The 22,865-nt window shown below is 32.5% G+C and carries 21 protein-coding genes; 3 read left to right on the forward strand and 18 right to left on the reverse strand.

The genetic code is table 11. The features are described 5' to 3' along the window. Window positions 1–136: 136 nt before the first annotated feature. The 18 genes from JK636_RS11035 to JK636_RS11120 all read right to left on the reverse strand — a co-directional run bounded on the left by JK636_RS11035 (window position 137) and on the right by JK636_RS11120 (window position 17,870). The gene (locus JK636_RS11035; RefSeq protein ID WP_202749023.1) at window positions 137–1,474 is read right to left on the reverse strand and encodes a PDZ domain-containing protein; all 1,338 of its coding nucleotides are present in this window, start codon (window positions 1,472–1,474) and stop codon (window positions 137–139) included. Window positions 1,475–1,497: 23 nt separating this feature from the next. Continuing rightward, window positions 1,498–2,700, reverse strand: a complete 1,203-nt coding sequence (locus tag JK636_RS11040) for a S41 family peptidase (protein WP_202749024.1) — start codon at window positions 2,698–2,700, stop codon at window positions 1,498–1,500. Window positions 2,701–2,867: 167 nt separating this feature from the next. Further along, window positions 2,868–4,109: a murein hydrolase activator EnvC family protein gene (locus JK636_RS11045; protein WP_202749025.1), complete on the reverse strand. Its 1,242-nt coding sequence runs from the start codon at window positions 4,107–4,109 to the stop codon at window positions 2,868–2,870. A 101-nt stretch (window positions 4,110–4,210) separates the two neighbouring features. After that, complete coding sequence (ftsX, locus tag JK636_RS11050) at window positions 4,211–5,101, reverse strand: permease-like cell division protein FtsX (RefSeq protein ID WP_202749026.1); 891 nt, start codon at window positions 5,099–5,101, stop codon at window positions 4,211–4,213. Next, window positions 5,091–5,780, reverse strand: coding sequence for a cell division ATP-binding protein FtsE (ftsE, locus tag JK636_RS11055; protein ID WP_202749028.1), 690 nt, complete (start codon window positions 5,778–5,780; stop codon window positions 5,091–5,093). The genes ftsX and ftsE overlap by 11 nt, the downstream gene beginning before the upstream one ends. 303 nt (window positions 5,781–6,083) lie before the next feature. Next, window positions 6,084–6,938 (reverse strand): YitT family protein, encoded by an 855-nt coding sequence (locus tag JK636_RS11060; protein ID WP_202749030.1) that lies wholly within the window; start codon window positions 6,936–6,938, stop codon window positions 6,084–6,086. Between the two features lie 163 nt (window positions 6,939–7,101). Continuing rightward, the gene (locus tag JK636_RS11065) at window positions 7,102–7,452 is read right to left on the reverse strand and encodes a hypothetical protein (RefSeq protein ID WP_202749032.1); all 351 of its coding nucleotides are present in this window, start codon (window positions 7,450–7,452) and stop codon (window positions 7,102–7,104) included. Window positions 7,453–7,549: 97 nt separating this feature from the next. Further along, window positions 7,550–7,897: a type II toxin-antitoxin system PemK/MazF family toxin gene (locus tag JK636_RS11070; RefSeq protein ID WP_034568782.1), complete on the reverse strand. Its 348-nt coding sequence runs from the start codon at window positions 7,895–7,897 to the stop codon at window positions 7,550–7,552. Next, window positions 7,857–8,177 carry a CopG family ribbon-helix-helix protein gene (locus JK636_RS11075; RefSeq protein WP_021653889.1) on the reverse strand — a complete coding sequence of 107 codons (321 nt, stop codon included), beginning with the start codon at window positions 8,175–8,177 and terminating at the stop codon, window positions 7,857–7,859. The genes JK636_RS11070 and JK636_RS11075 overlap by 41 nt, the downstream gene beginning before the upstream one ends. Before the next feature lie 416 nt (window positions 8,178–8,593). Beyond that, entirely contained in the window at window positions 8,594–9,754 is a 1,161-nt protein-coding gene (gene alr, locus JK636_RS11080; protein WP_202749034.1) for an alanine racemase, read from the reverse strand. Window positions 9,755–9,819: 65 nt separating this feature from the next. Then, window positions 9,820–10,428: a germination lipoprotein GerS-related protein gene (locus JK636_RS11085; protein ID WP_202749036.1), complete on the reverse strand. Its 609-nt coding sequence runs from the start codon at window positions 10,426–10,428 to the stop codon at window positions 9,820–9,822. Between the two features lie 65 nt (window positions 10,429–10,493). Beyond that, a complete protein-coding gene (locus JK636_RS11090) occupies window positions 10,494–11,993 on the reverse strand; it encodes an NAD(P)H-hydrate dehydratase (protein WP_202749038.1) in 1,500 nt (499 codons plus the stop codon). Continuing rightward, complete coding sequence (gene acpS / locus JK636_RS11095; RefSeq protein ID WP_202749043.1) at window positions 11,953–12,384, reverse strand: holo-ACP synthase; 432 nt, start codon at window positions 12,382–12,384, stop codon at window positions 11,953–11,955. The genes JK636_RS11090 and acpS overlap by 41 nt, the downstream gene beginning before the upstream one ends. 768 nt (window positions 12,385–13,152) lie before the next feature. Further along, window positions 13,153–13,506, reverse strand: a complete 354-nt coding sequence (locus JK636_RS11100; RefSeq protein WP_338025764.1) for a DUF6514 family protein — start codon at window positions 13,504–13,506, stop codon at window positions 13,153–13,155. Window positions 13,507–13,840: 334 nt separating this feature from the next. After that, on the reverse strand, window positions 13,841–14,434 hold the full coding sequence (locus tag JK636_RS11105; protein ID WP_202749045.1) for a hypothetical protein: 594 nt from the start codon (window positions 14,432–14,434) through the stop codon (window positions 13,841–13,843). 91 nt (window positions 14,435–14,525) lie between these two features. Further along, window positions 14,526–15,779 carry a hypothetical protein gene (locus tag JK636_RS11110; RefSeq protein ID WP_202749047.1) on the reverse strand — a complete coding sequence of 418 codons (1,254 nt, stop codon included), beginning with the start codon at window positions 15,777–15,779 and terminating at the stop codon, window positions 14,526–14,528. Further along, entirely contained in the window at window positions 15,776–16,903 is a 1,128-nt protein-coding gene (locus tag JK636_RS11115) for a DUF58 domain-containing protein (protein ID WP_202749049.1), read from the reverse strand. Before JK636_RS11115 ends, JK636_RS11110 begins: the two co-directional genes overlap by 4 nt. A gap of 13 nt (window positions 16,904–16,916) precedes the next feature. After that, window positions 16,917–17,870 (reverse strand): AAA family ATPase, encoded by a 954-nt coding sequence (locus JK636_RS11120; RefSeq protein WP_202749050.1) that lies wholly within the window; start codon window positions 17,868–17,870, stop codon window positions 16,917–16,919. 164 nt (window positions 17,871–18,034) lie between these two features. On the opposite strand from JK636_RS11120, the gene pgmB reads away from it, so the two are divergent. The 3 genes from pgmB (at window position 18,035) to JK636_RS11135 (ending at window position 22,776) form a co-directional block, all read left to right on the forward strand. Next, a complete protein-coding gene (pgmB, locus tag JK636_RS11125; RefSeq protein WP_202749051.1) occupies window positions 18,035–18,676 on the forward strand; it encodes a beta-phosphoglucomutase in 642 nt (213 codons plus the stop codon). A gap of 152 nt (window positions 18,677–18,828) precedes the next feature. Further along, window positions 18,829–21,132 carry a glycoside hydrolase family 65 protein gene (locus JK636_RS11130; RefSeq protein ID WP_202749052.1) on the forward strand — a complete coding sequence of 768 codons (2,304 nt, stop codon included), beginning with the start codon at window positions 18,829–18,831 and terminating at the stop codon, window positions 21,130–21,132. A gap of 276 nt (window positions 21,133–21,408) precedes the next feature. Continuing rightward, the gene (locus tag JK636_RS11135; RefSeq protein ID WP_243428200.1) at window positions 21,409–22,776 is read left to right on the forward strand and encodes an oxygen-binding di-iron domain-containing protein; all 1,368 of its coding nucleotides are present in this window, start codon (window positions 21,409–21,411) and stop codon (window positions 22,774–22,776) included. Window positions 22,777–22,865 lie beyond the last annotated feature (89 nt).

Raw genomic sequence — 22,865 nt, forward strand, 5'->3', positions numbered from 1 at the left:
TGAACATTTGTTCGATAAATATTATTTTATACTTTAAATTAATCACTGTCAATAATTCTAATACAAGTAATTATTGAAATCTACAGGGGAAGTGTGGAACTTAAAAAAATGTAGATTGAAGAATTAATTCTTCAATCTACATTTCATTATCGTCGTCATTTTTGTTTTTCATCTTATCAAGCATTTCCTTGAATTTGTTATCATCGTACCTAACTACTTTATCATCACCCGGAACATTTTTAGGAACTAAAACCAATCCTAACCTTTTATCCGAACTTAATTTATTAGTGCTTACTTCCTTTAAATTACCTACACCTCTTTTAAGTTTGAAGCTTATAAAGTTTAAAGCCTCCTTAGCCGCAGAAAATATATCCTGCTCATTTTCAACCTTTCTGCTGTTAACTTCTACGATTAAGTCACCGCTTCTAATCCCCATCTCCTTTGCGGGAGAATTTGGGGCTACTTCTAAAACCATTATTCCTTCTTCAGTGCTCAAGTACTTAGGAGTTCCTTTAACCTCTAAATATCTTTGTGCACTAAGCATAAGCTCATGTGCTACTGGTGCAAAAACAACTACAAACAGCTTATAAAAATATCCAAGGTGAGCCAATTGAGAAACAGCAAATAGAATTGCGCTATAGGCAAGAAGACCTACTCCTGAAGAAACAACCTTTTGTTCCTTGTTTTTTGTGAAGGTTACTGAATTGTAGCCTATTACTCCATAATAAGCAAATATAGTTACTGCAGCATCTTTTACCATACCTATAAGCGAGGAGTTTTTCAAAACAGGCCACCAATTTGGTGTCGCTATATTTTCGGTCATTCCTATACTGCTTGCATTGCTGACTATAAAAAATAATGCTATTGGCATTACCCAGCTTCTCCTTAAGGCAAAGCCTCCTATTATTTTATCATCTCTATTGGTAAATACAGGAATAGAGCCCTTTTTTCCATCTATCATAACAAGAAGTCCTTCAACAAAATGAAGTACTGCCACCATTGTCATTAGAGCTCCAATATCTATTTTTAGTATATTTATATCAGATAAGTTTATGGTATTTCCCAGAAAATTAAATCTTACTCCAGCATATACCTTTGATATAAGCTCCAGGAACAGGCTTATAAAGCCAAGCACTGCCCCCGAGTATGCAAAACAAATAAATTTAGGTTTCCAAAACATAAAAAATATAGATATTAAAAAAATCAGATATATGGCTGAATCATTGTCAAAAGCTACACCTAAAAAGGTTAGTATGACACTTGCAAAGGCGCCTGCAAAAATACCTATTACTATTTGTGATAAAGTAAGCTCTAAAGCAGAATTAAGGCTATCTCCTATAATCATTCTTTGCATTATGGTAGTTTTTTTGTTTTGTCTGTATAAAATTACAGCTAGTATTACAAGCATAAATGCCAGCATTGGATCAGTCAACGTATAGGCAATAGCTCTTAAAGTGCTAAGTAATATATTCATGCATGTATGTTCTCCTCTAAAAATTATTTCATCTTTTCTTTGATTAATTCTAATGCTTTGCTAAATTGTGGATCTGAACTTCTTGAATAAGGCTTCTTCAATAAATCTTCCGGATATTCAACTTTAACATCAGGCTGAATACCTATTTTGTGTATGTTTTCTCCATTTGGAGTGTAGTATTTGGCCATAGTAACCTTAAGTGCTGTTCCATCACCTGTATCAACTACAGTTTGAACTACACCTTTTCCAAAGGTTTTTTCGCCTACAAGAGTTCCTATTTTATAATCTCTGACTGCACCTGAAACAATTTCTGATGCACTGGCAGTTAAGCCATCAGTTAAAACGACTAAAGGCATTCCTACTGCTAATCCGCCCTTAGATTCTCTTACATCCTTATTTCCATTTTTATCAACAGTAGATACTACTGTTTTTCCCTTTGGAATAAAGTTAGATACTACATCTACACAAGTGGTTAAAAGTCCTCCTGGATTTTGTCTTAAGTCTAAAACAAGTCCCTTGGCACCTTTATCCTTTAATTCTTTTAACTTACTGTCAAAGTTTTTACCTGTATTTTCATCAAACATCGATAATTTTATGTAAGCTATATTATTAGAAAGCATTTCGCCGCTAACGGTATCAATCGTTATCTTTGATCTTTTTACTGCATATGTATGGGTATCCTTTGAATTTCTTAAAACAGTTATATCAACATTAGTGCCTTCTTTTCCCTTCATCATTGTAACAGCCTTGTCGTATTCCTTCCCAGTTACATCTGTTCCATTTACCTTCTCTATAACATCTCCAGGAAGTATTCCTGCTTTTTTAGCAGGGGAATCTTCGAAAGTTGAAACAACTACTATATTATTTTCTTTTACCTCGATTTGTATTCCAACTCCTGAATAAGCTCCTTCTGTCTGTGAGCTAAAAGCTTCATACTCTTTTTGGTTCATAAAAACAGTATATGGGTCATTTAATGCAGCTGTCATTCCCTTAATTGCTCCTTCTACAAGTGCATTATCGTCTATTTTTCCATCGTACAGTTTATTTAAAAGGTGTCTAACCTCAAACATCTTTTGAAACTTTGAAGCATCTGTAAACTGCTGTGCACCTATGGTTGTTCCGCCAGGAAGCACCAAAGAAATTCTCCTGGTTCCGTAATAAGTTAAAAGATTTGTCGCTAAAACTATAGCAACAGTCCATGCTATCCATTTCTTTTTGATATTCATGCCTGCTCCTCCTGTATTACTTATTTTTAACTAAGCATTAATAAAATAGCTTATCTATATATTTATATAAATACTAAATAATTATAACACTAAAAAAATAAATTTCCAAAATTATATTTTTAAGTATAAAAATATGAGGGGATGTTGTAAAACATCCCCTTACTTTACTATTTAACATAATATGGATTTGGATCTATTGTATCTCCATTTTCTTTTCTCATTTCAAAATGCAGATGAGGCCCGCTTGACAGACCTGTATTTCCTGAATATGAAATAAGTTGTCCACCTTTTACTTTCTGTCCAACCTTAACTACTAAGGAAGAATTATGTCCATAAACACTAGTTAAGCTGCCGTGGTCTATCATTACTACATTTCCGTAGCCGCTCATCCATCCTGAATAAATTACTTCTCCATCTGTCAATGCATATACTGAAGTTCCACTAAACACTCCTATATCAATTCCTGCATGAAATCTTTTTGTTCCAAGAACAGGATGCACTCTCCATCCATAAGGTGAAGTTATGTATGTTTTTTTACCTGTTACACAGTATAGCTTGCCAATTGAAGATGAACTTCCTGAGCCAGCATTACTATTATTAGTATTATTATTTGTATTGCTTGTATTCGATGAAGTTCCGCCTTGATTTGTCTGACCAGAAGGCTTAGGCTTAGGTTTTTGTTCTTCTGATTTTTTCTTTTGTATCTGCTTAACTATTGCAGCTATTGCTTTTGACTGCTGCTCTTCCTCATCTATCATCTGTTCATAAGCCGTTTTATTTTTTGTAAGCTCACTCATTATATCTTTTTTCTTATCGGAAACGGCTTGAAGATCATTAAGCTTAACATCAGCCTGCTGTTTTAATGCTGATGTACTGCCTTTTTTCTTTTGCAGCTCAGCTTTTTCAGCTTCCAAAGCTTTTTTATCATCTTCAATATCTTTCATAAGTTTTCTGTCGTACTCCATTAATTTTGCAACTGAATCCATTCTGTTAAAGAAATCTGAAAAATCACTTGCTCTAAGAAGGATATCCAAATAGCTCTCATTACCATTTATGTATATAGCTCGTATTCTTTTTTTAAAAAGCTCATTCTGATGGCTTAAATTGCTGGTATTTTCTTTGATTTGATTTTCAAGACCTTCTATTTGGGTATTTAAATCATACATTTTACTATTAAGTTCACTCAAGGAGCTTGAAGTGTTTTTCATTTTTTCTTCAATGTCCTTCAAGTTTTTTTCTGTGCTATCTTTTTGTTTATTAATATTATTTAATTCATCTTTTTTATCACTTATGGAGTCATTAATATTATTAAGGTTTTTCTGTGCATCTGTAAGTTCATCAGCTCTAATATAAGTTACAGATGTTAAACACATTATTAATGCTAAAGCCATGCCGATACTCTTTTTCATACAACCACCCCAAACACTTATGTAATGAAGAATTAATGATTAAGAATGAAGAATTGAATGATGTTTTTACTTATCATTCTTCATCCTTCATTCTTAATTTTTTAAACTGCCAAGAATTTTCTTATAGCGAGGACACTTCCGATTATTCCTATCAAAATTCCTCCAACAATAAATTCAATAAGCATTGTATTCATAACGTAAGCAGGGCCAATTAGCTGAACCATCATAATTCCAGCATTCATTTTTAAATATAAAAATCTGTAGCCATAGTATAAAAGTAATCCAGCAATTAGAGCTCCGATAATTCCTATAAATGCTCCTTCCAAGATAAATGGCCATCTTATAAACCAGTCAGTAGCACCTATATATTTCATTATTCCTATTTCTCTTCTTCTAGCATAAACCGTAAGCTTAATAGTGTTACCTATAAGGAATAATGAAACGCCGATTAGTATTGCAAATATAACAATTCCCACCCACTTTATTGCATTAGTAATAGAAATTATTTTATCAACTACATCCCTTGCATCTTTTATCGTTTCAATACCTGACATACTCTTAATATTATCAACAACTGCAGTAACTCTTTCTGGTTTGTCCATCTTTATAATATAAGAGTTAGGAAGTGGATTTTCCTGATCCAAGCCTTCTACTAAAGTCTTATTCTGATCTCCAAGCTGTTTTTTTAGATTATCAAGAGCCTGACCTTTACTTTCAAAGGCAACATCAACAACGCCTTCTGTATCTTTAATAGCTTTTTCAAGAGCCTTTTGTTCATCAACCTTAATATCATTTTTTAAAACTACTTTTACTTCAACCTTTGATTCAACTTCCTTCATCATCTGCTGTATATTTAATATAGTAAGCATAAATAATCCAAGTATAAACAAGGTTGCTGCTACTGTAGCCATAGATGCTGTACTAATAGTTCTGTTTCTTCGTAAGTTTTTTGACGCATCGCCGACAAAATGTTTAAAAGTATTAATCTTCATATCCGTACAGCCCCCTTTTCTCATCTCTTGCAATTGATCCTTTTTCCACAGCAATTACTCTCTTTTTCATAACGTCTACTATATCCTTTGCATGGGTTGCCATTACAACTGTTGTTCCTGCACGATTAACATCACTAAGTATTTCCATGATACCCATTGCAGTTTCTGGATCAAGGTTTCCAGTAGGTTCGTCAGCAATTAATAGAGTAGGATTATTTACTATAGCCCTTGCTAATGCAACCCTTTGCTGCTCCCCGCCAGACAATTCATGCGGAAAAGATTTATACTTATTTGAAAGACCAACCAACGAAAGCATCATTGGCACTCTTTTTCTGATTTCTTTTGGACTCGATTCTATTACTCTCATTGCAAAAGCAACATTCTCGTATACATTTAAATTTTGAATTAGCCTAAAGTCCTGAAATACTACACCTATTTTTCTTCTATAATAAGGTACTTGTCCTCTTTTTAATTTAGTTATATCTAAACTATCATTTATTATAATCTCACCATTTGTAGGCTCAACTTCCTTTAAAAGCATTTTTATAAAAGTTGATTTACCTGCTCCACTTGGACCCACCAAAAAAACAAACTCTCCTCTTTCTATCCTTATATCTACATTTTTAAGTGCAGTCACATTATTGTCGTATATTTTACTAACATTTCTAAATTCAATCATTGCTGCAACTCCTTATTAATATAATTTTTTACACAAAAATACACAATGCACGAGTTCATTATAACATAGAGTCCCTTTTGGGACAATTAATAATGAAGAATTAAGAGTGAAGAATTGATGAACAAAATCATTTTTTAAGGTTTTCTAAAATATTATATCCTTCTTATATGTAGATTTTATGAATGCTGAGCAAAAAAATAGACGTTTTGCTCGCAAAACGTCATTTCCATAAACTACTATTATTTTTCTGTTGTCCCTACCATAAAAATTCCCTAAATTCTTCATTATTCATCCTTAATTTATTTACTCGTCTCCAAGCATATCCTTAAATCCTTCACCAAGTACTTCATGTGCTTCACTTACTGTTATAAATGCTCTACTGTCCACTTCCTTAATGAATTTTTTAAGTTTTATAAATTGCTTTCTATGTAGTACAGTATATAATATATCTGTATTTTTTGCACTATAGCCGCCTTTACCATTAAAAATAGTACATCCTCTTTCAAGTTCATCTATTATATATCTGCTTATCTCAGAAGTTTTTGTGCTTATAACCATTATTTCCTTACAAGTATTAAAGCCTTCAATTGCATTATCTATAACAAAGCCATTCATTATTACACATAACAGCGCATACATAGCCACATTTGCTCCAAAGGTTACTCCTGCAAATATAGTTACAATAAAATCCACTGCTAGAAGAGACTTTCCTATATCTAAATGGAAAAACTTATTTAATATTTTGGCGATTATATCTGTTCCGCCTGTGGATGCATTTTGATTAAACACAATAGCCATTCCTATACCAGAAAGTAAGGTTCCAAAAATAGAGGCAAGAAGCAAATCATTTGTAAGAACAAACCTAGACACTTCAAGCTTATCCATAAGCCATATTGAACCTGAGAGTCCTAAACTTGCGTATATACTCTTTCCTCCAAATTTATTACCTATAACTATAAATGCAACTATAAACAATATTACGTTCATACCTAGCATAAGCAATCCTACATCAATGGCAGGAAAAATACTGTTAATTATTATTGCTATTCCAGATACCCCTCCTGCAGCTATCTTATTCGGTACTAAAAACAGCTCCAATGAAAACGCTACTAATAAAAAACCAACTGTGATAAGAAAATAATCCCTAAATCTTTTCATAGAATCCTCCTTTTTGTCGGATCACTGGGTAGTTTATGAGTGTTCGCTCCCTTTGGGCACTGGGTCGCTTTCGCTCACAAACTACCCGCTAAAGTCTATTTAAGACTTCAGCCTCACAAACTACCCGCTAAAGTCCATTTAGGACTTTAGCCTCCTATAAATACTAAACACTTCTTGCAGGACCAATAAAATACTCAATTATAAATGAGTAGGAAATAATAAAAATAGCTATTAAAAATATAACATGAGATAAATTAAACTTCTTAAAGTATGTATCCCACTGCCTTTGATAGTTAAGAGGTCTCATTAAATCTCTTTTTACAAAAGAAACTCCTGATAAAACTAATCCAATAGTGCCTATTATCTCTGTCAGCCTGCATCCCCAAACAATAACCTCTCTAAAACTGAAGCCATGCAGAATGAGTCCAACTATTGATCCTACAATAAATGAACCTGCAAAAAAATATAATGATAATTTTAAACAGTATAATGCATCTTCTAAATAATGCTTCATGATAATCCCCCTCTTTTGTTTAATGAATAATTAACAATTAAGAATTATTAATTTTAAATTGTTAATTAACCATAAAAAGGGGCTAAAAAGCCCCCTATTACAACCCAACACTTATAGAAAGTGCTTCATCCACTTTTTTCATGTCTCCCTCAGTCATATGACCTATTTTTTCCTTTAGTCTTTTTTTGTCTAAGGTTCTAATTTGTTCAAGCAAAACAACAGAATCTTTGTTCAAACCATATTCTTCTGAGGAGATTTCAACATGTGTTGGAAGTTTTGCTTTATTTATCTGTGAAGTAATTGCCGCAACAATTACTGTTGGACTGTATTTATTACCTACATCATTTTGTATAATGATAACTGGTCTTATCCCGCCTTGTTCTGATCCTACTACTGGGCTTAAATCAGCATAGAATATATCTCCTCTTTTCACTACTGTCGTCATTTGGAAAATCACTCTCCGCTAGCTTCGCTTCATACTTTTTTAACTCGTCTATATCATTTGCAAAGCCCATTTCTGCAATTTCTAGATTTAGCTGAGCCATCTCCATATATCCCTTTCTCATCTGATCAATAAAATTAAGTCTTTTCTTCTCCTCAATATATAATATTATGGCATCCCTAATAAATTCACTTCTTTTTTTGCAATCTTCTTCAAGTGCCTTATTAAATTCATTATAAAGTGTTTCATTGAGGTTGACTACGAGTTTTTTTGAACCTGCCATGGGAAATAAACGCCTCCTAATGCTTCGTGTACTATATAGATTCAAATAGTAAATCTAGATTTAATCGAGTAAAATATCCATGCTTCTATGATTTTTACTAAATTTAAATATCTGATTTACTTTGATATCTATGATACTTATCCGCATGTAATATACAAATTAAGGTATTTACGCTTAAAGTTTTTGTACTAAATAGTACAATTTAATTTAGGCATAAATATGTATAGTAAGATTATAATTCACAATATGTCAATATGTCAAAGTAATAATTTGTATTTCCCCATTTTGCGTCATATATATAGAAAGCAAATATCTAATCACATTGAGCAGTCCCATAAATCCTTGAAGATTGGATCTTTTGGGGCAGCTCAATGTGAAGATATTTAATGTTTCTATATAGCTTTACTCTTTAAAAACTATACATAATTTCTTATCTTTACAACTTTTCCATCCTTAATATATACTCTAGGAACTCTTTTACTTATCATGCAGGTAACCTCATAGTTTATAGTTCCTATAAGTTCAGCAATATCATCTGCTGTAAATTTCATCTCACCCTGCTGTCCCATCAAAATAACTTCATCACCGAGTTTTACTTCTGGAATATCAGTAGCATCCACCATACATTGATCCATACATATACGTCCGATAACTGGTACAAAACGTCCATTTACAATAACCTTTGCCTTATCAAATAAAAGCCTTGTATAGCCATCAGCATAACCGACAGGAAGGGTTGCTATAATACTTTCCCTAGATGTTTTAAATTTCCTTCCATAGCTTATATACTCCCCAACTGGAAGCTTTTTTATGTGGACTATATTTGTTTTAAGGGACATTACAGGCTTTAAATTTATTTTTTCTTTTAAAACTTCATCAGATGGATAATAGCCGTACAAAATAATTCCTGGTCTAACCGCTTCAAAATGGGACTCAGGCAGATCAATTATCGCAGCACTATTTGCAATATGCCTTATATTTACATTGACACCTTTTTCTTTTAGTTTTTCATAAAAACCATTATACTTATCAAGTTGAAATTTAGTATATTCTTTATTATTTTCATCCGCTGAAGAAAAATGTGAGAATAGTCCTTCTATGATTATATTTGGAAGCTTGCTGATTTTATATACTTCTTCTAGGCTTTCCTCATCGGGCAGAAAACCTATTCTTCCCATTCCTGTATCAAGTGCTATGTGTATTTTTGCAGTTTTATTCTTCTTCCGTGCTGCCTCTGATATTTCCTTTGCTAAATCGTAAGAATAAACTGTCTGTTCTATGTCATATCTTATAAGCAAGTCTATAAGACTTGGAGGCGTAAATCCTAAAATCATAATCGGCTGCTCAATACCGCCTCGTCTTAATTCTACAGCTTCATTTAGTACAGCCACAGCAATTCTAGTAGCGCCATTTGCAAGTAATGTTGGTGCTATATCAAGCGCTCCATGTCCATAACCATCTGCTTTTATTACCGCAATAATATCTTTACTTTTTGAAACCCTTCGTATTTCTCTCATGTTATGAGCGAGTTTATCTAAATCTACCTCTGCCCATACTGGTCTTAAGTGCCTGAACACATTTATCCCCCCGTTAAAAATCGCTTTGCGTTTTTACAGTCTGTCCATCTTCAGTAAGAAAACCATCAGTCAATATTAAACAATTTATTATCAAGTTCTTCTTCACAATGGAAGTTCTTATAAGTTATTTTTATTCTTTCCTTATTATTTTCATCATATACCATAATCCACTCAGGAAGATAAGTTTTGGCATTCACATACATTACAGCCTTGCTTGTTTCTCTTGTTCCTCCTGGAATTGCTAATTCTATAAGTTGATAGTTTTTGTCTTCAATAGTCTTATAGTCATACTTTACATCTTCATTTGTAGACAACATGTTTATATACTGCTCAACAAATGTGATTTTATAAATATTGTCAAAATCTTTATCTAAAGTATATTTAAAATTATTTTTAACATCATTTACGTATATTTTATCTGACTTATATAAAAATACTCTGTCTTTGTTTAGCTCTACTCTATAACCTTGTCCCTCTTTGTAGTATTGTTTACCCTCATGAACTATAACTTGTTTATCATTTTTTATATCCATGGTAAAATCAGTACTGTAGCTTTTTAGGTCTTTAAGAAAACTCGTTATTTCATTCGGATCTCTTTGAGCCCTTCTGCAGCCTGATAAAATGCTGATAAAAGTCAATAACGCAATGGATAGTATTAATATTTTCCTTCTCACTTTAGCCTCCAAGAATAAGAATTTCATTATTAATACTATTCATCATACTTATTTATTATTCTTCATTACTGCTGAAGTTCTTTTATCACATAAGGCAGGCTTTCTAAAATATGGCTGGCATTTACACAGAACATTTCCTCAGAAAGTCTGTCTCCTGCATATCCATGAATATACGTTGAAAGAGCTGCTGCTTCCATAAGCTTATATCCCTGTCCTATGAAGGATGCAATAATTCCAGTTAAGCAGTCTCCCATTCCGCCTGAAGCCATGGAGCTGTTTCCTGTAGGGTTTATTATAGTTGTAGTACCATCAGTAATTATTGTGTTATAGCCTTTTAATATTATAACAACTCCATATTCTTTTGCAAACTCTTCAGATACCTTTATTCTGTTTTCCTTAATGTAATCTATATCTAGCCCAGTTATTCTAGCCATTTCTCCTAAATGAGGAGTCAATATTACACCCTGCTCTCTATTTTTAAGAATAAAAAGACTTTCCTTTAAAACATTTATCCCATCTGCATCAATTACCACAGGGCATTTTGCATTTTCTAGAGCATACTTCACAACCTCAAAAGTGTCCTCATTATTTCCCATTCCAGGACCTATAGCTATAGAATTACATTTTAAAAGAGCTCCTTTCAATCTGTCTCTATCATTGAAGGAAATAGTCATAGCTTCTGTAAGCTTCATGCTCAAACCAATTTGAAGCTCCTCACTGCAGCATAAGGTTACAAGTCCGGCTCCGCTTCTTACAGCTCCTTCAGCTGCAATATATGCTGCACCTGAAAAGCCTTTTGAACCAGCTACAATCAATATTCTTCCATAATCTCCTTTATGAGAATATTTATCTCTTGTGATAAGTCTATCTTTAATCATTTTTTTATCAATAATAAATTCATTTTCATGAAATTTATCTATAACAAATTCCGGGATTCCAATGTCTTCAACAATTATTTCTCCTGTGTATTTATCGCTTCCATAACTTAAAAATCCCTTTTTATATAACTGAAAGGTAACGGTTTTATTGGCTCTTACACAATTACCCATAGCAGTACCATTATCACTGTTAAACCCGGAAGGAACATCTACAGATAATATATATTTGCTATTTTCATTAATTATGGATATAGCATCATCATAAATTCCATCTATCTTTTTGCTTAACCCGGTTCCAAAGATTGAATCTACAACAACATCACATCTTACAGCGGAATCTCTAAGTTCATTTATGTCTTCTAAATTGCTTATTTTATTTATTTTTATGCCCATATTCTTTAATATGAAGTAATTAGTTTTAGTGTCTCCAATTAGATTTTCCTCAGTTCCAATTAGAAATACTTCTACCTTTTTTCCTAAAACAAATAAGTGTCTTGCAACAGCAAGCCCATCTCCACCATTATTTCCTTTCCCGCATACAACAGTGAAAGAAAACCATTTATCAAGTTCCAAGTTTTCTATAATTTTAAGTGCTGCATTTTCCATTAAAACTATACTTGGAATTTTCAAAATGTCTATGCAATATTTATCGATCTCCCTCATTATATATCCTGATGCTATCTTCATTTTCTTCACTCCTGTAATCTGCATTTTCTATCATAGCATAAGCAATAGCACTATCTTCTCCATGAGAAATACTTAAATGTATTTTGTAGTCACCGCTTTTTTGAGCAATAACCTTTGCCTTTCCTTTAAGTACTACAATTGGCTTTCCAAGTGCTGTTCTATCTATAACAATATCTTTAAAACTAAAACCTCTAAAACCTGTTCCAAGTGCTTTAGCTACAGCTTCTTTCGCTGCAAACCTTCCAGCAATATATTCTGATCTCATTCCTCTGCTTTTTAGGTAATCTATTTCTTCTTTATTAAAAAGCTTATCTATAAAATTATCATTTCTCTCAACAGCTTCTTTTATCCTTCTTATCTCAACTATGTCAACACCAACCCCGGTAATCATTTATCTCACCCCTTAAAAAATTGCCAATTAAAATGGCCGCAGGCTTTGCTTTAAAGTCCGCAGGGCTTTAAAGCAAGCCTATAATACTTTTATTGTTCTCTAGTTAATCAGGTTAAATATTAGGCTTTGTTAAAAGCAAGTAATGGCATTATCATCATTCATCTATTTAAATATAAGCCTATAAAAATATTTAAATATTTACTTGATCCATGCCGGTTTGCAGTAGATTTACTTTCTACAATATATAAGATCATGCTTATATTAACACTATTATTAAGCAGTGCCAGATATTAAAAAGTTTTAATTATAAAACAATCATTTAGTAAGTCATATAGATATAATTATAGTTGCGTATAAGATGCATAGGCTGGGTGTAAAGACCGAGAGCAGGTGTAGAAAATAATATTTTAATTTTATTGATAACTTTGCCCATGTTCTTGGCGAAGTTATGCTAAAAAGCTTAGAGCCTCTCCTCTGAACAAGCTAAAAGTATTTTAAGTTTACTAAAGATTTTTTAAAGCCTGCGGCTATTAAAGTAATAAGAAGTCAAAGCGAATTCTTAGAGGCTCTTAGCTTTTCAGCATTGCAAGCCTTAGAACATACGCAAAGTTATCATAAAGTATAATATTATTTTCTACACCAGGCTCTAAGGCCTTTACACCACAGCCTGCGATAATTTTATTTCGCAATCTACTTATATTCTACCATTAACCCATCATAATTTCTAATATTGAGCAGATTAAAAAAAGAGGATTATCTTTCCTCTTTTTAATAAGTAGCTATTTCTTTTAACGCTTCGTCAAAATCAACTATGTATTCATCTATATAATCACCAAGTACATCAATAAGATGAATTGGGGATACACAATTATCATATAAAAACTTTAGAAGATTGTGTACCTTATGTCTATGTGGGCTTATACTTTTTACTGCATCCCTTTCTATATTAAAAATTGAACCGTTTACCACGTCTTGTCTTTCAATTTCAACTCCATAAGACTGAACATCCATGCTTCCATCACCTAGTGAAAGTGAGATTATATTTTTAGTAAGTCTGTAAAAATAAATTTTTTTGATATCTTCAGTAACTTCGTTTCTAATCATGCTTTCTACTATCATCATATAAACCTGTTCACTCAAGAGCTTTTGCTATTAAATATTATTAAATTTAACTTGTCCACATAATTAACACAAACTATAAACACCTGTGGATAAGTGTAAAATTTTATCAAAACGGCTCTATAGAACAGTTATTCACCCCCCGAAATGTCTTTATCACAATATTAACACTATGCACATGAGAATAATGTCGTAATGTGGATAGTGTTAATAACTTCTTATCGTTTAATTTTGACATTTAGTTCTCATAATAAACAGATGTTACAAAATGATTGGCTGCATCTCTCATTTATTCAATAATAATTTTTACAAACCTGTCGAAAAGCTTATAAAATTGCTATATATTTTTCCTGAAAACCGCATCATTTACGGCTTGCAACACTATATTTTCTCGAATTCCTATGTATCTACAAATATCTTCTAAAATTAATACACTTGCAATGACAGCACCAATGTCTTTTTCATCGTATTCTGTCAGCAAATAATCCCTTTTATATTTATCTACAGTATCCTTCTTACATCTTATTTCACTGTAAATAGTATCAAAAGTGCGATATAGAACCGAATAGGATATAGTTATAAAATCTTTTTGAGATTTTTCACTGCCATTTATTACATCTCTAATTATTTTATTTAAGCCTGCATTTTTATAGTACTCTTCGATTTTTATATTATAGTTGTTGCCAATATATTTTCCTAATATATTGGCGTCAATTAATGCAATTTCATCCTCTGTATTAAACAAAATACTAAATTCTATGTCATCATTTTTCTCTTTTTTTATCTCATCCACCATTTTTTTCATTCTATAATTAAAGCTTGAGGTAAACCTTGAATCCATAATAAAATACTCAAGTTCTCTAGCTGCAGCTATTGACACAAAATCTGAAAATTTTCTATATATTTTCCTCATATATTCTTTACTTCTCATAATTTTCACTTCCCTTCCGTAGACACACATTTTATTCTGTCACTAAAACTCAGAAAATATGCAAAAAAATAAGCGCCAATTGGCGCCTGCTTTACAGCTGTTTCTTTATATTATTAAATTCTTCCTTGATTATTTTTACTTTCTCTTCGTTGACTCCGTGATTGGAGAACTTTGCCTCATTATATACTTCTGTCAGTTTACTTATTCCTTGTGGATTTTCTATATTAACCCTAGTATGAGTTTCAAGTTGCTTTGCTGTCATATAGCTTTTAAAAATACCTTTTTCAAAGGTTTTAGTTTCAAATTTTCTATAGACATTTAAAATTTGACTTCTAAAGTCTTTAGGAGTTATAAGGTTTTGAATTGCCCTCGTGAAAAAATTACCGTTTTGCTTATCCCTTTTAATTTTTTCTCTTTTTTCTTCAACTATTCTGTCATCATGTCCAAATTTATAAAATTTATCTTTTAGTAGAAACCTATATACTATATATAAAATTAAAACTAAAAGGATTACTTTAATTAAATTGGTTAACCAAATGGGAGGAACAAATCCTTCTCCTCCTTTTTTAATAAGCTCATTATTTTCTTGAACCTTAACCTCTATATTCTGATTTTTAAAAAGCTTTGATTTTGCAAATATAGGCTGTAAATGATCAACTATATATTGAATAGGCTTGTTCATTACAAGACCTAAGCAGTCTATTATAAAATTGATTATATAATCCATCCACCTGCTTATTGTAGAGAAAATCGAGTTAAAAAAGTTTATAAAAGCTGAAAATATTTTATCAACAGAAAGAAGCAGCAGCACTGCCGTTAACCCTATATTAACTTTAAAGCTGTTTTTACCTCTAAGCTTATAGGCGTAGCTTCTCGCTTCTCTTAATGACCATATAACAGAGATGACAAACATAATATAAAACTTTAAGATGCTTTTAGTTAAATCTGCATCTATAATAGGAATAACAAGACCGATTATAAGTATTATACTTAAAGCCTGCTTAGCTCTTGCTTTATAAACCTCGTAATTTATTTCCTCGTTATCAAAGGAGCTGGCAATGTATATTGTGAATACAATGAATAAACTATTAAAAAGTATTCCTGAGCCTTTACTTATAAGATAAACAAGTATTACGCCAAAGCTAACAGGTATTAATATTAAAGCTTTGTTGATCCATCTTGAAAATATAAACTCTCCTAAAAAACTGCTTATCAAAGCTATTAAAAAAAGCCTGTAATCTATTTTATTAGATAATATTATGAAGCTCGCTATACCCCAGATAATATAAAAAAACATATTTGTACTTATACTCTGAAGTATTTTTATTTGTCTTGCCCAGCTCATCTTATCACCCCTTTTGTAAAGTTTATCTTTTCAATATTAGCTATAGAAGGAATTCCTAGTTCCTTAGATATATCAATAAGCTTTATTGAGTACCCTGCTCTTCTAAGCATAGATAAAATTCCAATACTTTTCTCATTTAAAAAAGAGGTTATAATAATATAGGTGCAATTAGTCTTGAAATACTTGCTTCTTTGAAGCAGATATTCATTAAAGGCAAATTTGGGTGAATAATCAATACGGGCACAGGTTTCCATTATACTATTAAAAGAATGAAGAGATGGTTCTATCTCAGTGCTTATATTAGTTTTATAGCTTATAAGTTTCGCATCAGTCCAAAGGCCAACCGGTACACCTTCTTTTATGGACTGCTTAGCCAATGCTGCTGACACACTTATTGCCCTTTCAACTGAATCTGTGCTTATGTTTCGCCAATATGGATCTGCGCACTGAACATCAATTATTAATACTAGCTCAAACTCTGAAGTATAATCATAATCCTTAACCATAAGCTTGCTCATTTTAAGACTTGATTTCCAGTGGATATCAGACATTCTATCTTCTTTATTGTACTCTCTTATTCCCTTAATATATAACGGATCTTTGTATATCCATCGTCTTATAACATTATCACCATAAAGGCTTGTTGTATTTAATTTTAGGTCTTTTAAACTTGCAAGCTTTGGGTAAACCAAGAGCTCCATATAGTTATCTATTTGATTTTCATCCGTGTAAAATCCGAAAATATCTCCTATGTCTACATATATTTCTTTTAATAGATAGGTTCCTCTTTTAAGCCCCTTATAGCTGTAGGTTCTTTTTATCCTTTCAAACCATTTAATGCTATATCTGCTGGTATGATAATTATATTCATTATTAGCAATGTAAATATCTTCTCCATGAAACTCCAATCCTTTTGGTATAAGTTCTTTAACTAAAAGAAAAGATACAGGCAGCCATTTATTATTTTCTATGATTATGGAAACTTTAAATTCTTCGCCTTCATTTATGAATTGATTCTCTACTTCTCTTCTTATAAAAAGGTTTTTATAGCCATATCTTCTTGTAATCTCTCCAAATAGAAGAAGAGCATAAATTACAGCTAATATTATAAAGTAGCTGAACAATAAGTCCACCCCCCTAAATTTTTTCTAATGGAGTATGAACTGTATTTAAAATTCCTTCAATCAATTCTTGAGTGCTGGCCATGCTGGTGCTTAAGTCGCTCTTTAATATTATTCTATGGCTTAATATTGGCAAAGCCATTTCCTTTACATCTTCTGGAGTAACAAAATCTCTTCCGTTTATTGCAGCTAATGCTTGACTCCCTTTCATTAAATTCAAAGATGCCCTCGGGCTGCAGCCAAGCTCCACATTATTATTCTTTCTCGTGGCCGTAATGATTTCAATAATATAACTTTTTATATCTTCGCTAACGTGGACCTTAGTATAATTTTCTTGTACATATTGAATATCCTCCATTGATATAACCGCTTCAAGATTTTCAAGAGGATCTTTGTCTATATATATATCCAGAATATTTTTTTCTTCCATAAATTCAGGATAACCCATGCTTAACCTTATAAAAAATCTATCAAGCTGTGCCTCTGGAAGGGGAAAGGTTCCGAACTGCTCCACTGGGTTTTGTGTAGCTATAACAAAGAAAGGTTTGTTAAGTTTAATAGTCTCCCCTTCCACAGTTATCTGTCTTTCTTCCATACATTCAAGAAGTGCAGATTGGGTTCTTGGTGTAGCTCTGTTTATTTCATCTGCTAATACTATTTCACTTAGTAGAGGTCCTCTTCTAAACTCAAACTCCCCTAGCTTTTGATTATAAAAATATATTCCTGTTAAATCTGACGGAAGCAAATCCGGAGTAAATTGTATCCTTTTAAAGCTGCAGTTAATAGTCTTCGAAAGTGACTTAGCAAGTTTTGTCTTTCCAAGACCAGGAACATCCTCTAAGAGTACATGACCAGAGCAAATAAAAGCGACAGTAAGCTTATCTATTTTATCCTTCTTGCCTACTATCACTTTCCCAATATTTGTGTTTATTTTTTCTCTAAATTCAATAAATCTCTTTGTATCTAGCATAGTAGAAGCCCCCCTTTTCTTAATTTCAATTATATCATTTATAAAAATATTTGCATTATTTAATTTTCTATTAACCTTTTTAAAATTATGTGATATACTATAATTCAGATTACGTGCTAACGTGTGCATTGCTTTATGATTATGACTGTAAGGAGGGGTTTTCCGTGGTAAAGGCTTGTTTATTTGATTTAGATGGTGTTATAGTTGACACAGCTAAATATCACTATTTAGCATGGAGAAGACTGGCTAATGAGCTTGGTTTTGAATTTACTGAAGAAGATAATGAAAGACTAAAAGGCGTAAGCAGAATGAAGTCTTTAGAAATACTATTAGAAATTGGCGGCGTTTCCTTTGATGAAGAGACTAAAGAAGCTATGGCAGCAAAGAAAAATGCCTGGTATGTAGAATATATATCAAAAATGGACTCTTCAGAAGTATTGCCTGGTGTTATAGATTTTCTTACTTCCTTAAGAGAAAATGGAATTAAAATATCTCTTGGTTCAGTAAGTAAAAACGCCATGATTATATTAAAAAATACCGACGTTGACAAGTATTTTGATGCTGTTATAGACGGTACAAAAATTACTCATGCAAAACCAGATCCAGAAGTATTTTTAAAGGGAGCTGAAGAATTAGGAGTTGATCCTAAAGAGTGCGTAGTATTTGAAGATGCTCAGGCTGGTATAGAAGCTGCTATAAATGCTGGTATGCACAGCGTTGGAGTTGGTTCTCCTGAAATACTTGGCAAGGCAGACTTTGTAATTTCCTCATTTAATGAAATGTCTCTTAACAGGCTTAAATTCTAGGTTAGTATTGCTCTACTGACCTTAAATTTTGGCTACATGTGCAAACGCTTGCCTATGTTATTTAAGGACATTTAGTGTTATGATATGTTTATATTTGTTTTAAAATGTAAAACCTAAATTATTGATAGTTTTTGTGAAAGGAAGATAGATAGATGAAGCAGTATTTTAAATTGGATGAATGGCGGGTTATAGAAGAAGGCTTTAACCCAGAAGAAAATAAAGTAGCAGAAAGTATTTGCAGTCTTGGAAATGGACATATGGGACAAAGAGCTAATTTTGAAGAAAACTACAGCGGTGACTCTCTTCAGGGAAGCTATATGGCTGGAGTTTACTATCCAGATAAAACTAGAGTTGGCTGGTGGAAAAACGGTTATCCAGAGTATTTCGCAAAAGTATTAAATTCAACTAACTGGATAGGAATAGACATAAAAGTTAATGGTGAAACTCTTGATCTTGCTAAAGCTACGGTAAAAAACTTTACAAGAATATTAAATATGAAGGAAGCTTATCTTGAGCGTTCTTTTAATGCAGTACTTTCAAATGGAAACGAAGTTAAAGTAAGTTCAAAAAGATTTTTAAGTGCTGTTTATCCAGAAATCGGGGCCATAAAGTATTCAATAACCCCAGTTAATTTCAGCGGAGAGTTAACGATTACTCCTTACCTAGATGGAGATGTTAAGAATCAGGATTCTAATTATGATGAAAAGTTCTGGGATGAAGTACAGATTAATGCTTCAACTGATATATCTTCCTTAGTTTTGAAAACTAAGAAGCTTGATTTTCACATCTGCTCTGCTATGAAGTTTGATATAGTTAACGGTGGGGTTAAGATTAATAGTGCTGTTACAACTGATACAAAAGAAAAATTTGTTTCTAATACAGTAAATGTTAAAGCTGAACAAGGCAAAGAAGTTGTTATATATAAATATGCTTCAAACGTTACTTCAAGAAATCATGCTAAAGAGGAACTTGCCACTAAAGCTTCAGAAGTATTAACAAAAGCCTATAACGAGGGCTTTGATACACTTTTGGCTAAACAAGTTGAAGCTTGGGCTGAAAAGTGGAAGGAAAGCGACATAGTTATTGAAGGTGATGTAGAAGCACAACAAGGTATAAGATTTAATATATTCCAATTAAATCAAACCTATACTGGTGAAGATGAAAGGTTAAACATAGGACCTAAAGGCTTTACCGGCGAAAAATACGGTGGAAGTACTTACTGGGATACAGAAGCTTACTGCATACCTTTTTATCTTGCAACTGCTGACCAAAAGGTTGCTAGAAATCTCTTAATATATAGACACAAGCATCTTGAAAAAGCTAAGGAAAATGCAAGAAAGCTTGGATTTAAGAAGGGTGCTCTATATCCAATGGTTACAATGAACGGAGAAGAGTGTCATAACGAGTGGGAAATAACCTTTGAAGAAATTCATAGAAATGGAGCTATAGCTTATGCTATATACAACTATGTAAATTACACTGGGGATAAATCCTATCTTGGTGAATATGGTCTTGAAGTGCTTGCTGAAATCTCAAGATTTTGGAAAGAAAGAGTACACTATTCACCTAGAAAAGGCAAGTATGTAATGCACGGTGTAACAGGCCCGAATGAGTATGAAAATAACGTAAATAACAACTGGTATACAAATAGAATAGCCGTTTGGACATTAGAATATACTCTAGAAGTTATAGATTACCTAAAAGCTAATGAACCAGAAAGATATAAAGAACTTGAAGCTAAGCTTCAAATTAATGCTGAAGAAACAGCTAAGTGGAGAGATATAACTCTAAACATGTTTTATCCTGTTGATGAAGAACTCGGAATCTTCCTTCAACAAGAAGGCTACATGGATAAAGAACAAATTCTTGTTTCAGAACTTCCTGAAGAAGACAGACCTTTAAATCAAAAATGGTCCTGGGATAGAATACTTCGCTCCTGCTTTATTAAACAAGCTGATGTTCTTCAAGGATTATTCTTCTTAGAGCACTCATATGATGATGAAACAATAAGAAGAAACTTTAACTTCTATGAACCAAGAACAGTACATGAATCTTCCTTATCTCCATGCGTTCACTCAATCTTAGCTTCGAAGCTTGGAATGCAGGATAAGGCATATGAAATGTATCTAAGAACCTCAAGGCTTGATCTTGATAACTACAACAACGATACTGAAGACGGCTGCCATACAACAAGCATGGCTGGAACCTGGATGTCTGTTGTTCAAGGTTTTGGAGGAATGAGAGTTAAAGAAGGCAAGCTGCACTTTAATCCATTCATACCGGGACACTGGAACTCCTTCTCCTTCAAGGTTATGTTTAGAGGGGCTCTACTAAAAGTTAATGTAACTAAGGAGAACGTGGTTATTACTAACGAGTCTAATGTAGAATTAACTGTAGCGGTTAATGGAAAAGACCACTTAGTTAAAGGTAATGAAGAATTAATAATTAATAATTAAAGGATATTTTTCCTGTGGAAAAATAAATAGGCAATATAAAAAATCCCAATAAGAGATTTTTTATATTGCCTTCATTTTTCATTAAATATATTCTTTCCTTTGTGTCATACTAATATAAATCAATAAATATCTACTTTTCTATTGATTTAACATGCTCCATATATTATAATTAATTTATGGATAATGATTATTATTTAACAATTTATATAGGTTATTTTTCAGCTTCCTATTTATTAATAATGTTCATAGGAAGCCTTGTTGTAGGAGGTATTTGAAATGATGCAAGCAATGGAAGTAAAAAAGGATATTTATTGGGTAGGCTCATTAGACCCAGAACTTAGAGTATTTGATGTTATAATGTATACACCTTATGGTACAACATATAATTCCTATGTAGTAAAAGGAAGCGAAAAGACTGCTATATTTGAGACTGTTAAAGAAAAAACTTTTGAGCAGTATTTAGAAAGACTTCAATCCTTAAACATTAATTTTGATGAAATCGGATATATAATCGTAGATCATACTGAACCTGATCATGCAGGATCAGTTGCTAAGTTATTAGACTACGCTAGAAATGCAAAGGTTGTTGGCTCTGCTCCGGCGATAAGATTTTTAAGGCAAATTGCAAATAGACCTTTTCAGGAAGTTGTAGTTAAGCATGGCGATACTATAAGCCTTGGAAACAAAACATTAAGATTTATTGAAGCTCCATTTCTACACTGGCCTGATTCTATTTATACCTATGTTGAAGAAGACAATGTATTAATGACTTGCGACTCCTTTGGAAGCCATTACTGCTTTGACGGTATATTTAGAGATTTAATCCCAGATGATAAAGAAAAGGAGTATTTAGATGCGTTAAAGTATTATTATGACTGCATAATGGGACCTTTTAAGCCTTATGTACTAAAGGCTTTAGATAAAATAAAAGATTTAGAAATTGATACTATTTGTACTGGTCATGGTCCAATATTAAGAGGAGATATTGATTTTTATAGGGAGACTTATAGAAAATGGAGTACTGAGGTAGCTCCTACTGATGGAAAAACAAGAGTTGTTATTCCTTATGTTTCAGCTTACGGCTTCACAGAGGACTTAGCTAATAAAATAGCTGAGGGTATCAAATCCAAGATTAGTGATGCTATAATTGATCTTTACAATGTAATTTATCATAAGCAAGAAGAAATACTAGATAAAATCTACTGGGCCGATGCTGTTTTATTTGGTTCTCCTACAATAAACGGAGATGCTCTTGAGCCAGTAATGGAACTGCTAATAAAAATGAATCCTCTAGTTCACGGTGGAAAAGTTGCTGCTGCTTTTGGTTCCTTTGGCTGGAGCGGTGAAGCAGTACCAAACATTGAAGCAAGACTTAAATCTCTCAGAATGAAGCTTGTAACTCCTGGACTTAAGATAAACTTTAAGCCAAGTGAAGACGAGTTACTACAAGCATTCAACTTTGGTGAAACTATTGCTGATAAAATTGTTGAGAATATTAATAAGAAAACAAAAAAAGTTAACAAGGTTGAGTTAAAGACTTGGAAATGCTCTTCTTGCAGTGAAAAGTTTGAGACTGCTAATGCTCCTCAGGTTTGCCCTGCTTGCGGAGGAAGTCAGGATAAATTTGTAGCGGTGACAAAATAATTATACAAAATGTAAAGCATATAAAAATGCTGTAATGGTTTATCTAGTTAAACTTCATTACAGCATTGTACTTTATTCCAAAAAAATTC

It is taken from the genome of Clostridium rhizosphaerae (assembly GCF_016765585.1).
Lineage (GTDB): Bacteria > Bacillota > Clostridia > Clostridiales > Clostridiaceae > Clostridium_AT > Clostridium_AT rhizosphaerae.